Genomic DNA, 12,958 nt, shown 5'->3' on the forward strand with positions numbered 1-12,958 from the left:
TGTGAACGATCCGGACTGGGCGGTGCAGAACATCGACCCCAACCAGCCCTCCGCGGCCCGGATGTACGACTACTACCTCGGGGGGTCGCACAATTTCGCGTCCGACCGGCAGGCCGCCGCGAAAGTGCTGGAGCTGCTCCCCGACGCGCCGCTGATGGCCCAGGCCAACCGGGCTTTCCTGCACCGCAGCGTGCGCTTCCTCGTCGACGCGGGGGTGAAGCAGTTCATCGACCTGGGCTCCGGGATCCCCACCGCGGGCAACGTGCACGAGGTGGCGCCGGACTCGACGGTGGTCTACGTCGACATGGACCCGGTCGCGGTCGCGTACAGCGAATCGATTCTGAGCGACGTCGACCGCGCCGGCATCGTGCACGCGGACATCCGCCGGCCCGGGAAGGTGCTCGAGTCCCCGGTCACTCGGGAGCTGCTCGACTTCGATCAGCCGATCGGCCTGCTCGCCGTGGCCGTGCTGCACTTCGTCGCGGAGGCGGAGGACCCGGCCGGGATCATGGCCACGTTCCGCGAGGCGCTGCCGGCCGGGAGCGCGCTCGCGCTGGCCCACGTGACGCTCGACGAGCGACCGGACGAGATGGCGCGGATCAAGTCGATCTACCAGTCCAGCGCCAACCCGACGACGTTCCGCACCCAGGACGAGATCAGCGGGCTGCTGACCGGCTGGGACCTGGTGGACCCGGGCCTGACCTGGGTCGTGGAGTGGCGCCCCGACTGGCCCGACGACGCCGACGGCAACTCGGCCTGGTGCGGCAACTACGGCGCGGTCGGCTGGAAGAGCTGAGCCGCTACCGCAGGGCGGTGGCGACCAGCCGGGCGGCGTCGGCGATGCTCCGGCCGATCCGTTCGACGTCGGCACCGTCGTCGACGTAGACGACCGCGAGCGCGCCACGCGCACCACCGTCGGGACCCGGCACGGGCGCGGCGATCGAGCGGAACCCGCGGATGACCTCACCGTGCGAGACCGCCCAGCCGACCCGGCGGGCCATGCGCAGCTCCTCGCGGTCGTCCGGTGACGGCGGCTCGCCGATCAGCAGCGCCAGGCCGGGCGCGCCCCGGTCGACCGGGTGGCGGGTGCCGGGGCGGTAGGTGACGTGCGCCGCGGTGTCCTGCGGTTCGACGCTGACCACGGTCACCGCCTCCGCGCCCGCACGCACCACCAGGAACGCGGTCATGCCGAACTCGGCCACCAGCCCGTTGAGCCGGGGCAGCGCGGCGGTCTGCAGGTCCGAGCGCACCCCGCGGGCCAGCGCCGCCGTGCCCAGCCCGAGCCGGTAGTGCCCCTGCTGGTCCCGCTCGACCAGCTGGTGGTCCTCCAGCGTGCGCAGCAGCCGGTAGGTGATCGAGCGGTGGACGCCGAGCACCTGCCCGATCTCGGTGATCGGCACCGCCGCGCCGGCCACCGCGAGGTGCTCGAGGATCCGCACGCCGCGGTCGAGCGTCTGCGAGTGGGGGGCGTCCATGCCCGCCAGCCTAAGTCGGTGCCCTGGACCGCGCGGGCCCGTCGTTCACCGCGCCGGTTCGATTCTCCCGGTGACGTCACCGAAGCTCAGGCGGGTGCCGTCGAGCGCGGGTGCGGTCGCGCTGATCGTCACGGTGTCCCCGTCCTCGAGGAACGTGCGGGTCGAGCCGTCGGGCAGCCGGAGCGGGGCCTCGCCGTTCCAGGCCAGCTCGATGAGCGAACCGCGTTCGTCCGGTTCCGGGCCGCTGACCGTGCCGGACGCGAACAGGTCCCCGATGCGTGACGTCGCCCCGTTCACGGTCAGGTGGGCGAGCTGCTGCGCCGCCGTCCAGTAGAGCTGACGGAACGGAGGATTACTCACCACGACGCCGTTCAGGCTCACCGTCAACTGCAGATCGAGACCCCAGCGCTCCTTGCTGTCGTCCAGGTAGGGCAGCAGCTCGACGTCACGCGGTGGCGGGTCGACCCGCGCGGCCTCCAGCGCGGCCAGCGGCACCACCCACGGGGAGACCGAGGTCGCGAACGACTTCCCGAGGAACGGACCCAGCGGGACGTACTCCCACGCCTGCAGGTCACGCGCGGACCAGTCGTTGACCACGCACACCCCGAACACGTGCGCGGCGAAGTCGCCCACCGCGACCGGCCCCGTCGCGGGCGCCCCCACCACGAAGCCGACCTCGGCCTCGATGTCCAGCCGCCGCGACGGCCCGAACGTCGGCACCTCGTCCGACGGTGCCTTGCGCTGTCCCGACGGGCGCACGACCGGCGTGCCCGACACCCGCACGGTGCCCGCGCGCCCGTGGTAGGCGATCGGCAGGTGCTTCCAGTTCGGCGTCAGCGGCGGGCTCCCCGGCCGGAACAGTTTCCCCAGGTTCGACGCGTGGTGCTGGGAGCTGTAGAAGTCGACGTAGTCGGCCACCTCGAACGGCAGGTGCAGCGTGACGCTCTCCCGCGGCACCAGGTGGGCGGAGACCGCGTCGTCGGTGCCGGTGAACCACCCCGTGAGACGCTCACGCAGCGCGGCCCACGCCGCCGGCCCCCGCGCCATGAACGCGTTCAGCGACCCCGTCGCGTGCACCGGGTCCCCGGTCGCGGCGGCCAGGTCGAGCACGTGGTCACCGATGGCGACGCCGGTCCGCGGGGCGTCCCCGCCGACGGAGAAGATCCCGTACGGCAGGTTCGTCACGCCGAAACCGGTGCCGGCCGGAAGATCGAGCCAGGTCACGAACGAATCCCTTCCACGAGCCCGAGGGCCACCAGATCGTCGATCGGTTCGGTCACGCTGCAGGTCCCGAACGAGGTGAACGTCGCCCGGGCCGCGGCGGTTCGCTCCGGCGACCACCCTTTCACCGCCGCCACCAGCCGCGAGGCGTCGGTCTCCTCCAGCCGGGCCACGGCCGCGTCGCCGCCGGAGGACAGGGCGTCGACCGCCACCAGGACGTTGAGGAACCCGTGGTGGGTGAAGCCGGTCGCGGGGTCGGTGTGGCGCACCGCGTGGTGCAGGCCGGCCGTGCACTTGACCGCGACCCCGCGCTCCACGCACGCGCCGAGCGTGGACGCCAGCTCCTCGCACGACGGGAACGCCGACGCGACCAGGCCACCGGTGCGCACCTTCGCCCGGTACGGCGTGGACGCCAGCGTGTCCAGCACCCGGTCGCGCGCCTCGCCCCGCGGGATCTCCACCGCCACCGGCACCCCACCGGGCACGATCCCGGCCAGCTCGCTCACGGCTCGCTCGACGTCGTCGGCGATGGGTGTCTCCACCGCGGACAGCGCGAGGACCGGGTGGGCCCGCACCCGCGCGAGCGCGTCCGGCAGGTCGAGCGGAGCGGCGATCACCGAGACGCCGAACGGCTCCGGGCCGGACGCCAGCGCGGCCAGCTCCTCGAGCCGCGCGCCCGGCACCACGAACGGCCCGATGAGCTCGCCGTAGCGCTCCACCAGGTCCCGGTGCGCCGGTACGGCTGCCGCCATCGGGGCGTCGCCGGGCGGGAAGAGCGCGGCGTCGTCGAAGAAGGCGCGGAACGTCATCGCCGGGCCCAGGTCAACGCGTAGCGGCCGTCGTCGGCCTCGAGCCCGGCCTCGCCCAGGTCCAGCGGCCGGAACGTGTCGACCATGACCGCGGTCTCGTCGAAGAACTCGACGCCGAGCGAACGCTCGACCGCGCCCGGCTGCGGGCCGTGGGAGTGCCCGCCGGGATGCAGCGAGATCGAACCCACCCCGATGCCCGAGCCTTTCCGGGCCTCGTAATCACCGTCGACGTAGAACATGACCTCGTCCGAGTCGACGTTGGAGTGGTAGTAGGGCACCGGGACCGCCAGCGGGTGGTAGTCGACCTTCCGGGGCACGAAGTTGCAGATCACGAAGTTCGTGCCCTCGAACACCTGGTGCACCGGCGGTGGCTGGTGCACGCGCCCGGTGATCGGCTCGAAGTCGGCGATGTTGAACGCGTACGGGTACAGGCACCCGTCCCAGCCGACCACGTCGAACGGGTGGTCCGGCACGACGTGGACCGTCCCGCCGCCGCGGTGCTTCACGTAGACCTCGACGTCGGAGCCCTCGGCCACCAGCGGCTCGACCGGCCCGCGCAGGTCCCGCTCGCAGTACGGCGCGTGCTCCAGGAACTGCCCGTACCTCGAGAGGTACCGGCGCGGCGGCGCGATGTGCGACGACGCCTCGATCGCGTAGGTGCGCAGCGGTTCGCCGCCGGTCGGCACCCAGCGGTGCGTGGTCGTGCGCGGGATGATCGCGTAGTCGCCGCGGCCCACCTCGAGCGCTCCGAACACGGTCTCGAGCACCGCCGAGCCGCGTTCGACGTAGACGCACTCGTCGCCGATCGCGTTGCGGTAGTAGGGCGACGCGACCTCCGACACCGCGTAGGAGATCCGCACGTCGGCGTTGCCGAGCACCAGCCGCCGCCCGGTGACCGCGTCGGCGCCGTCGAACTTCAGCTCGTGCAGCCGCAGGTGACGCGGCACCAGCGGCGCGTTCGGCGTCAGCGTCGCGTCGGGCGGCTCCCACGGCCGCGCGTCGGTGATCGCCGACGGGATCCCGCGGTGGTAGAGCAGCGAGGAGTCCGACGAGAACCCCTCCTCGCCGACGAGTTCCTCGGAGTACAGACCACCGTCGGGACGGCGGTGCTGGGTGTGACGCTTCGGCGGGATGCTGCCCACCTGGCGGTAGAAGCTCATGCGTACGCCTCCTCACGGGCGAAGACCCGGCCCAGGGCGGTGTTCAGTGCGGCGATGGTGGTGACGACGGCGGCGACGTGCGCGTCGGGGCGCAGCACCCAGTATTCCTCCGGCCGGGCGCCGAGCGCCTCGCTCAGCAGTCCGGTGGGGTCGAGGTCGTCGATCCGGTGCACGGTGACCGGCGGGGCCACCACCGGCACCTCGGCCGCCGGGCCCACCAGCACCGTCACCCCGGTGCGCGCCAGCCGGCGCAGACGGCCGGCCGGACCGGTGACCGGGCAGTCCGGCACCAGCACCCCCGGGGCCGGCACCGGCACGTCGCCGCGCGCCGGGCGCCCCGGGAAAGGGCGGCGGGGATCGGGCGTGGTCAGCGGCGAATCGACGTACCAGAACGGCTCCGCGAGCCGCCCCGAGTCGACGAGGGCGCGGGCGTCCGGGTCGGCGGCGGCCCGCTCCAGCACGTCGGTCCGGTGCCGGGCCTCCGCCGGTGTCCGCGGCACCAGGAACCGCATGGTCGCCGAGGTGACCTCGAGGTTCTCCCGCGCGGCGGCGTGCCGCTCGTCGTGGTAGGACTCCAGCAGGCCGGGCGGGGCCCAGCCGCGCAGCACGAACGCGATCTTCCAGGCCGCGTTCTCCGCGTCGAGCACCCCGGAGTTCAGCCCGCGCGCCCCGAACGGCGACACCAGGTGCGCGGCGTCGCCGGCCACCAGCACCCGCCCGACCCGCATCCGGTCGACGACCCGCGAGTGGAACCGGTACACCGACTTCCACCGGACCTCGTACGCACCGTCGCCGATCACCTGCCGGATCCGCCGGTCCAGCCCGCCCGACGCCTCCTCCGCGGCCAGGTCGAACTCCGGCGGCACCTGCCAGTCGATGCGGTACGTCGAGTCGGGGCACGGGTGGATGAGCACCTGCCGGCCGGGATTCCACTCCGGGTCGAAGTAGAAGCGGCGCTCGGTCTCCCAGCCCGGCAGGTCGGTGCGGATGTCGCAGATCAGAAAGCAGTCGTCGAAGGACTCGCCGTCGAACGTCAGCCCCAGCATCGTCCGGACGTCGTCGCCGCGCGCGCCCGGACACGCCACCGCGTAACTGCCGGTGACGACGCCCTGCGCGGTGCCGACCGCGACCCCCGTCGCGCCCGGCTCGATGCTCGTCACCCGATGACCCCACCGCACGTCGACGAGCGGCTCGGCGGCGATCGCGGCGTCGAGGATCTCCTCGGTCTCGCACTGGGACACGTTCACGAACGGCGGGAACACCGAGCGGCCGCGGTCGGCGAACCGGGTGCTGAACAGCTCGCGGTCGCGGTGGAAGGTGCGTGCCGTGGTCCACGTGACGCCCCGCGCGGCGATCGCGGCGCCCGCCCCCACGGAGTCCCAGACGTCCAGCACGTCGCGCTGCTGGCAGATCGCCTTGCTGCCGACCGCGTCCCGCTCGGCGCGGGCGTCGAGCACGGTGACCGGCACCCCCCGGCGGGCCAGCAGCAGCGCGGTGGTCTGGCCGACCGGACCGGCGCCGATCACCAGCACCCGCTCGGTCACGACTGGAGCTCGTTCCACACCTGCCGGTCCCGCTCGGCGGTCCAGATCACCGGGCGCTCGACGCCGTCGAACTCGTCCCAGAGTCGCTGCACGTCGAACGGCAGGCAGTGCTCGAAGATCGGCCACTGCCCGTACTTCGGGGCGAGGGCCTCGTGGGTGGCCGTGAACGCGTCCTTGAGCGAGCCGCCGGACCGGTGCGCCGCCCCGACCGTGCGCTGCATCGTCAGCAGGAAGTCCCTGGTCTGTTCGATCGCCGCGTCGACGGCGTCCCGGCCGCGGGCGATCGCCCCGCGCCCGCCGACCAGCTGCCGGGCCCGCAGCGTCTTGACGCTGTCCAGCGTGCCGGCGGCCCAGTCGAAGTGGAACGCGTCGCCGGTGTAGAGCGCGGCCTGGGACTCGACGAGGTCACCGGCGAACACGATCTCCGGCCCGGGCAGCCAGGCGACGATGTCACCCTCGGTGTGGCCGCGCCCGTGGAACTGCAGGACGAGTTCGCCCCGGTCGCCGCCGAGGTCGATCGTGAGCCGGTCGCGGAACGTCAGCGTCGGCCAGGTCAGGCCGGGGATCGACTCCGGTTGTTCGAAGAGGCGCGGCATCCGGCCGAACTCGCTCTCCCAGTCCTGCCGGCCGCGCTCGGTGATCAGCGCCCGGGTCTGCTCCGAGCTGACGACGATCTCGGCGTCGAACGCGCTCGCGCCCAGCACCCGGACCGCGTGGTAGTGCGACAGCACCAGGTAGCGCACCGGCTTGTCGGTGTGCTCGCGGAGCCGGGCCAGCCAGCGCCGGGCGGCCGCCGGCGTGGCCAGCGCCTCGAAGCAGACCAGGAAGTCCTCACCCTCGATCGCGCCGACGTTCGGGTCGCCCTCGGCGGTCAGGGCGTACACGCCCTCGGCGAGCACCTCGAGGGTCTGCTCTTTCACGCCGAGGTCGGCGGAGGACGCGAACGGCTTCATCGCCACGATGCTCGGCTCCTGTTCGATAATCGAACACAATGTCCAGCTATCGAGTGGGACGTTACGAGCCGGACCTGCCGCGGACAAGAGGCCGTGCCCGAATCGGCGACGGCCGGGTGGCTGGATCCGTTCCGCCCCGGGAGGCCCGCGGTGACGCTGAGCTTCGACGGCGCCTCGGCTGGTCCGGCTGCGCTCGCGGACACGATCGCCGGGCTCGTCCCGGCGGACGTGCGGCGCGAACACGCTCGTGGTGGGGCTGACGTCGTACTCGTCCCGGTCGGGGCGGGGGTGGGCGCGGGTCGCGGCCGCGCTGAACGTGGTGTGCGTGCGGGTGGTCTACGAGGGCGCTGTGGCCGGCAGCGTTCCGCTCGTGGTGGCGGCGCTCGGGCTCGCGGTGGCGTGCGTGTTGTGCGTGGCCGGGCTGTGGCGGGCGCCGGGGCGGGGGAGTGGCGGCTGACCGCGGTGACGGCCGCGGTGATGCTCGCGCTCCACGGCCCACTGAACGCATTCGCCGGGCATGTGCACGCGGGGACGCCGGCCGATGCCGTGGTGGCCGCGCTCCTGCTCACGACGACCGGCACGGTCGTGCTCACCGAGCCGCTGCGCGCGGCCCGCGCGGTTTGAGGGGCCCGCCCGCGCGGTGTCTGCTCCTGCCGGGCCCGCCTGTGCCGGGCCTGCCCGCGCGGTGTCCGCTCCTGCCGGGCCCACTCGTGCGGTATCTGCTCGTGCCGGGCCCGCCCGTGCCGGGCCCACTCGTGCGGTGTCCGCTCGTGCCGGGCCTGCCTGTGCCGGGCCCGCTCGTGCGGTATCCGCTCGTGCCGGGCCCGTCTGTACCGGGCCCGGTCGGTCGCGGGCTGGACCGCGGGGCGGCCCGGCGTGGGCGGACCGGGGTGGGGTCAGGCGGTGAGGGCGTTGTTCTGGCGCCACCAGTCGGCGACGGCGGAGGTGTCGCTGTCCTGGATCTCCGCGGCGACCAGCGAATTGCGGTCGCCCCAGGTGATCCACCAGGTGCCGTTGCTGGTGTAGTAGCAGGCCGCCAGACCGGTGGAGTTCCAGCTCCCGTAGCCCTCGTTGCCGACGGCGCCGCAGTCGTGGTTCGGGTCGTCGTCGCCCGAGTAGTCGTTCACGGCGTCGAAGTGGTCGCGGTAGTCGCGGAACCCGGCGAACTTGAAGTAGCGGACCTGGGTCTGCAGGGTGCCGACCGTGTCGCACACGAGCGTCGCGTCGACCTCGACGTCGTCGGGGGCGGGGCCCGAGCGGCAGCCGGCCTTGTCGATGCCGCGACCGCTGAGCGTCGACCAGAGGGCCTGCTCCTCGGACGAGAGACCACCGGGCGGGCTCGCCGTCGGGGACGCGCTCGGCGAGGCACTGGGCGACGCGCTGGTGGGCGCGGGCGTGCGTGCCCCGGCGGTGGGATCGGGGTCTTCGTCGTTCCCGAACGACGTGGCGATCGCGTAGGCGGCGATCGTGAGCACGAGCAGCAGCACGGTGCCGGCCGCCACGAACGCGAGCGGGGGCACGCGCTTGATCCGCTGCCCGAGCCCGGCCCGTGGGGTGGTCGGCGGCCAGGGACCACCGGGGTGCCCGGGCGGCGGGTAGCCGGTGCCGGGGTGTCCGCCCGGGGCGCTACCGCCGGGGAAGTTTCCGCCCGGCGCGCTTCCGCCGGCGGGCAGCGCGAGGCGGCCGCCCCCGGGCGCCGGGCCGCCCCCGGGCGCCGGGTTGCCCCCGGGCATCGGGCTGCCGGGCGGGCCGGAGGACAGGCCGACCGGGCTGCCGGGCGGACCCGACGGTGGGTAGCCGGGCGAACCGGCGGGGCCACCGGGCATGCCGGCGGGGCTTCCCGGCATACCGACCGGGCCTCCGGGCATACCGACCGGGCTTCCCGGCGGATAAGCGGGGGCACCGGCCGCGAACGGGGGGATCGGGGCGACGGTGGTGGGACGCAGCGGCGGCCGGGACCGGCTGCCCGCGCTGGCCTGGCCGGGGGCGAACGGACCGGGCAGCGGCGGAAGCCCGGCGGCACCGGCCACCAGCGCGGCCAGCGCCCGTCCGTCCGGCGCCGCGACCGCGCGCAACCGCTCGGCCGCCGCCGCCGCGTCCGGACGCTCCTCGGGCTCCTTGGCCAGCAGCTCGTCGAGGATCGGCCCCAGCTCACCGGCCCGCTCCGCCGCCCGGTGCGGTGCGGTCGCGACCGCGAACAACCCGGAGAGCGCGTCGCCGATGTCGAACGCCTCGGCGCCCTCCACCGCGAGGTACAGCGTCGCGCCGAGCGCGAACAGGTCGGCCGGCGGCCCGGCCGTGCCCTTGGTGAGCCGCTCGGGCGCGATGTACCCGGGAGTGCCGAGCAGCACCCCGGCCGCGGTGCGCGACCCGGTGCCGAGCACCGACGCGATCGAGAAGTCGGTGAGCAGCACCGTGCCGTCCGGCTGCACCAGCACGTTCGCCGGTTTCACGTCCCGGTGCACGACCCCGGCCCGGTGCGCCGCGTCCAGCGCGTCCAGCACGGTCAGACCGATCCGCGCGACGACGCCGGGAGGCAGCGGCCCGGCCGCGGCGACCACCTGGTCGAGCTGGTAGCCGCGGATCAGCCGCATCACGATGCACGGGTGACCGGCGTCCTCCACCACGTCGTAGACCGCGACGATGTTCGGGTGGTCGAGCGCCCCGGCCGTGCGGGCCTCCTGCATCGCCCGCCCGACCATCGCGTTGCGTTCCTCGTCGGTGGACAGCGGCGGGACCGCGAGCTCCTTGACCGCGACCTCGCGGCCGAGCCGCTCGTCGTAGGCACGCCACACCACGCCACTGCCCCCGCGGCCGATCTCCGCGGACAGCCGGTAGCGGCCACCGATCAAGCGCCCCTGCGCGTGCATCACTTCTCCCAGGACCATCGAAGGGGAAGTCTAGGGAGCCGGTGCAAGCGTGAGCAGCCCGGTCAGCTGTGAAAACTTACAGACCGTAAGTCTTGCCGACGATGTCGCGCTGGATCTCCGACGTGCCGCCGTAGACCGTCGAGATCACCGATGCGCGCAGGATCCGCTCCATCTCGTACTCGGTCGCGTAGCCGTATCCGCCCATCATCTGCATGCCCTCCAGCGCCATCGTCTTGGCGAACTCGGTGGCCTTGAGCTTCGCCATCGAGGCCTCGCGCGGGAACAGGGTGCCCGGGTTCGCGTCGACGAGTTCGGCCGTGTGGTAGACGAGCAGTTTGACGCAGGTCAGCTCGGTCGCCAGGTCGGCGATCCGGTGCCGCAACGCTTGGAAGGTTCCGATCGGGCGGCCGAACTGCGTCCGCTGCTTGACGTAGGCCACGGTGTCGTCGAACGCGCGCTGCGCCGTGCCGAGCATCAGGGCGGCCAGCACCAGACGCTCGAAGTTCAGCCCGGCCATCAGCTGACGCCAGCCGTTGCCGACCTCGCCCACGACCGCCGACGCCGGCAGCACGGCGTCGGTGAAGTACAGGTCGTTGACCTCCTTGCCGCCCATCGTGTCGATGCCGTGGATGCTCAACCCGGCGGTGCCGGTGGGGACGTTGAACATCGTCAGGCCGTCGTGCCCGGAGCCCGAGGTGCGGGCCACCAGCAGGATGTGGTCGGCGATGTGGGCGTTCGAGCACCAGGTCTTCTGGCCGTCGACCACCCAGGAACCGTCGTCACGCCGGGTAGCGCGGCACGTGAGCGCGGCCACGTCGGACCCGGCTCCCGGCTCGGACATCGAGATCGACTCGACCGCACCGCCGGCGATCCCGCCGAGGATCAGCTTCTTCTGCTCCTCGCTCCCGAACCGTTCGTACGCACCGGCGACGATGATCGACGTCGCGAACCCGCCGATCGGGGCGAGCGCCTTGGCCGTCTCCTCCAGGAAGAGGCACAGGTCGACGGCGCCCCCACCGGCGCCGCCGTACTCCTCCGGGAGCGCGGCACCGAGATACCCCAGCGCGGCCATCTTGCGGTAGAGCACGTCGCTGTGCCGCTCGCCGCCGGCGACCAACGCGTCGCGCTGCTCGCGGGTACCGGCCTCGCGCCGGCAGAAATCCGCGACCGCCTCCGCGAACGCACGTTGCTCGTCGGTGAGATCAGGAGTCACAGAGTCCTCCGAGGGTTCGAGTGCCGTCAGCGTCAATGTAAAATACCAAATATATTCAGAGCCGCTCGGAGTCAGGACGCGATGGCGCTGCCCACGCTGACCCCGCCAGCGCAGAGGTGGTCGGCGAGCACGCCCGGACCAGGTGACTGCGGCGATCCGCACCGCACGCCGCTGCCGCTGCCGCTGCCGCTGCCCCTGCCCCTGCCCCGATGGGCGGCCCTGCCGCTTGATCGGCGCAACCCGCTTGATCGGCGCAAGACCCGCCCGACCGCGGGGGATCTGCCTGCTCGCCCGGAAGCCCGCGGCGCCGCCGAGACGGCCGCGCAGATCCGCACGGAGTCCGGCAATCCGCTGGTCGACGCCGGGCCGGAGGTCCTGCTCACCGTCGAGCAGCCCGACCGGGCGGCGCGCTACGCCCACCGGGTGCTCCGCGGCCGCCGGGGCCGCAGTGGACTCTGGCGTCGAACCAGAAGGGCACGCCCACTGTCGCCCGCGCGGCGTGGCTCGCTGCGCCGTTCGGCGACGCGGTCGGTGAGCCGGTGCGGCGGGTCATCGCCGGTGGCGGGAGCACCGGCGCCGCGCTCTGCCGGCCGGGGTGGACACGATCGCGCCGTCGGCCTGGGTGGACACGAGCGCGTTCACCGGGTCGACGGCCACCGCCGAGACGGTGCTGACCACGTGCGCCGAGACGCTCACACCGATCGTCGTCGAGGCCGGCGGCAACGGCGCGAATGAGCGTCACCGCCGACGCCGATCTGGACGCCACCGCGTGGCGCCGCCGTCTTCGGGACGCGGGCGAACCTGCGCCGGGCAAACCTGCGCCGGGTGGCAAGCCGGTGAGGTGGCGCCGAACCGGTGCGGGTGGCGACGGCGTGGCGGATGTTCCGCCTGCGTCACGGCCGCCCGGGCCGGTCACCCGCCCGGGCCGGTTATCCGCCCGGGCCGGTTATCCGCCCGGGCCGGGTCACCCGCTCGACCAGAGGTCCTGGGCGTCGAGGTGGGCGAGGAGGCGCTCGGCGCCGTCGGTGAAGTGGCGGGCCATCACCGCGGTGGCCCGCTCGGCGTCCCGCGCCGCCAGGGCGTTGAGCACCTCGTCGTGCGTCGCCAGCATCGACGCGCGCCACCCGGCGTCGGAGGAGTAGAAGCGCACCGGTGTGTAGCGCAGCGCGGAGTGCAGGAACCACGAGAGCTTGCGGGCGTCCGCGACCCGGTTGAGCGTGCGGTGGAACTCGAACTCCCGCTCCTCGAGCTCGTCCGCCCCGGCGCCACCGGTCACCGCGGTGCGCAGGCCCTCCTGCTGTGCCCGCAGGTCGTCGAGCTGCTCGGCGGTGAGCGCCGCCGCGGCCCGCGCCACCAGCTGACCCGCGACGTGCCCCTGCAATGCGAACACGTCGACGATGTCCTGGCGCGACAGCGGCGCCACCCGGTACCCCCGGCGCGGCTCCAGCTCCACCATGTCCTCGCCGCGCAGCGTCAACAGCGCTTCCCGCACCGGGGTGATGCTGACGCCGAGCGCCGCGGCGACCTCGTCCAGCCGGATGAACACGCCCGGCCGCAGCTCGCCGGACATGATCTGGTCCCGCAGGTACGCCACGACCTCGTCGGAGAGCTGGGGACGCCGACGCCGGACCGCGGCGTACGTCATGCGGTTCCTCCCCGATCGTCCTCGACGCGGTGAAGATATCAAATATCGAAACGACCGTCGGATCGCGG

13 protein-coding genes are annotated in these 12,958 nt (G+C 73.5%); 3 read left to right on the top strand and 10 right to left on the bottom strand.

Annotated features, from left to right (window positions below; translation table 11 throughout):
- Nucleotide 1: 1 nt before the first annotated feature.
- Nucleotides 2-796: an SAM-dependent methyltransferase gene (locus CRYAR_RS21345; RefSeq protein WP_035853904.1), complete on the top strand. Its 795-nt coding sequence runs from the start codon at nt 2-4 to the stop codon at nt 794-796.
- Between the two features lie 4 nt (nt 797-800).
- Here the strand turns inward: CRYAR_RS21345 and CRYAR_RS21350 are convergent, their stop codons facing one another.
- Genes CRYAR_RS21350 through CRYAR_RS21375 form a run of 6 tightly spaced genes read right to left on the bottom strand, consistent with a single transcriptional unit; the run spans nt 801 to nt 7,168 of the window.
- Nucleotides 801-1,475 carry an IclR family transcriptional regulator gene (locus CRYAR_RS21350; protein WP_035853910.1) on the bottom strand — a complete coding sequence of 225 codons (675 nt, stop codon included), beginning with the start codon at nt 1,473-1,475 and terminating at the stop codon, nt 801-803.
- 45 nt (nt 1,476-1,520) lie between these two features.
- Nucleotides 1,521-2,699 carry a fumarylacetoacetase gene (gene fahA, locus CRYAR_RS21355; RefSeq protein WP_035853915.1) on the bottom strand — a complete coding sequence of 393 codons (1,179 nt, stop codon included), beginning with the start codon at nt 2,697-2,699 and terminating at the stop codon, nt 1,521-1,523.
- Entirely contained in the window at nt 2,696-3,505 is an 810-nt protein-coding gene (locus CRYAR_RS21360; RefSeq protein WP_035853920.1) for a hypothetical protein, read from the bottom strand. Before CRYAR_RS21360 ends, fahA begins: the two co-directional genes overlap by 4 nt.
- Nucleotides 3,502-4,665, bottom strand: coding sequence for a homogentisate 1,2-dioxygenase (locus CRYAR_RS21365; RefSeq protein ID WP_035853930.1), 1,164 nt, complete (start codon nt 4,663-4,665; stop codon nt 3,502-3,504). Before CRYAR_RS21365 ends, CRYAR_RS21360 begins: the two co-directional genes overlap by 4 nt.
- Entirely contained in the window at nt 4,662-6,209 is a 1,548-nt protein-coding gene (locus CRYAR_RS21370) for an FAD-dependent monooxygenase (RefSeq protein WP_051570750.1), read from the bottom strand. The genes CRYAR_RS21365 and CRYAR_RS21370 overlap by 4 nt, the downstream gene beginning before the upstream one ends.
- Nucleotides 6,206-7,168, bottom strand: a complete 963-nt coding sequence (locus CRYAR_RS21375; protein WP_035853949.1) for an MBL fold metallo-hydrolase — start codon at nt 7,166-7,168, stop codon at nt 6,206-6,208. The genes CRYAR_RS21370 and CRYAR_RS21375 overlap by 4 nt, the downstream gene beginning before the upstream one ends.
- Before the next feature lie 244 nt (nt 7,169-7,412).
- On the opposite strand from CRYAR_RS21375, the gene CRYAR_RS21380 reads away from it, so the two are divergent.
- Both CRYAR_RS21380 and CRYAR_RS21385 read left to right on the top strand, forming a co-directional pair.
- Nucleotides 7,413-7,619: a hypothetical protein gene (locus CRYAR_RS21380; RefSeq protein ID WP_157017937.1), complete on the top strand. Its 207-nt coding sequence runs from the start codon at nt 7,413-7,415 to the stop codon at nt 7,617-7,619.
- Nucleotides 7,571-7,786 carry a hypothetical protein gene (locus tag CRYAR_RS21385; protein ID WP_157017939.1) on the top strand — a complete coding sequence of 72 codons (216 nt, stop codon included), beginning with the start codon at nt 7,571-7,573 and terminating at the stop codon, nt 7,784-7,786. Before CRYAR_RS21380 ends, CRYAR_RS21385 begins: the two co-directional genes overlap by 49 nt.
- A 272-nt stretch (nt 7,787-8,058) precedes the next feature.
- On the opposite strand, the gene CRYAR_RS43430 is transcribed toward CRYAR_RS21385, so the two are convergent.
- From CRYAR_RS43430 to CRYAR_RS21400, 4 genes are all read right to left on the bottom strand, one after another.
- Nucleotides 8,059-10,050, bottom strand: a complete 1,992-nt coding sequence (locus CRYAR_RS43430) for a serine/threonine-protein kinase (RefSeq protein ID WP_084700780.1) — start codon at nt 10,048-10,050, stop codon at nt 8,059-8,061.
- Nucleotides 10,051-10,108: 58 nt separating this feature from the next.
- Nucleotides 10,109-11,245: an acyl-CoA dehydrogenase family protein gene (locus tag CRYAR_RS21395; RefSeq protein WP_035853974.1), complete on the bottom strand. Its 1,137-nt coding sequence runs from the start codon at nt 11,243-11,245 to the stop codon at nt 10,109-10,111.
- Nucleotides 11,246-11,794: 549 nt separating this feature from the next.
- Entirely contained in the window at nt 11,795-11,941 is a 147-nt protein-coding gene (locus CRYAR_RS51345) for a hypothetical protein (RefSeq protein WP_157017941.1), read from the bottom strand.
- A gap of 268 nt (nt 11,942-12,209) precedes the next feature.
- Nucleotides 12,210-12,890: a GntR family transcriptional regulator gene (locus tag CRYAR_RS21400; RefSeq protein WP_035853984.1), complete on the bottom strand. Its 681-nt coding sequence runs from the start codon at nt 12,888-12,890 to the stop codon at nt 12,210-12,212.
- Nucleotides 12,891-12,958 lie beyond the last annotated feature (68 nt).

This window comes from Cryptosporangium arvum DSM 44712, assembly GCF_000585375.1.
GTDB classification, from domain to species: domain Bacteria; phylum Actinomycetota; class Actinomycetes; order Mycobacteriales; family Cryptosporangiaceae; genus Cryptosporangium; species Cryptosporangium arvum.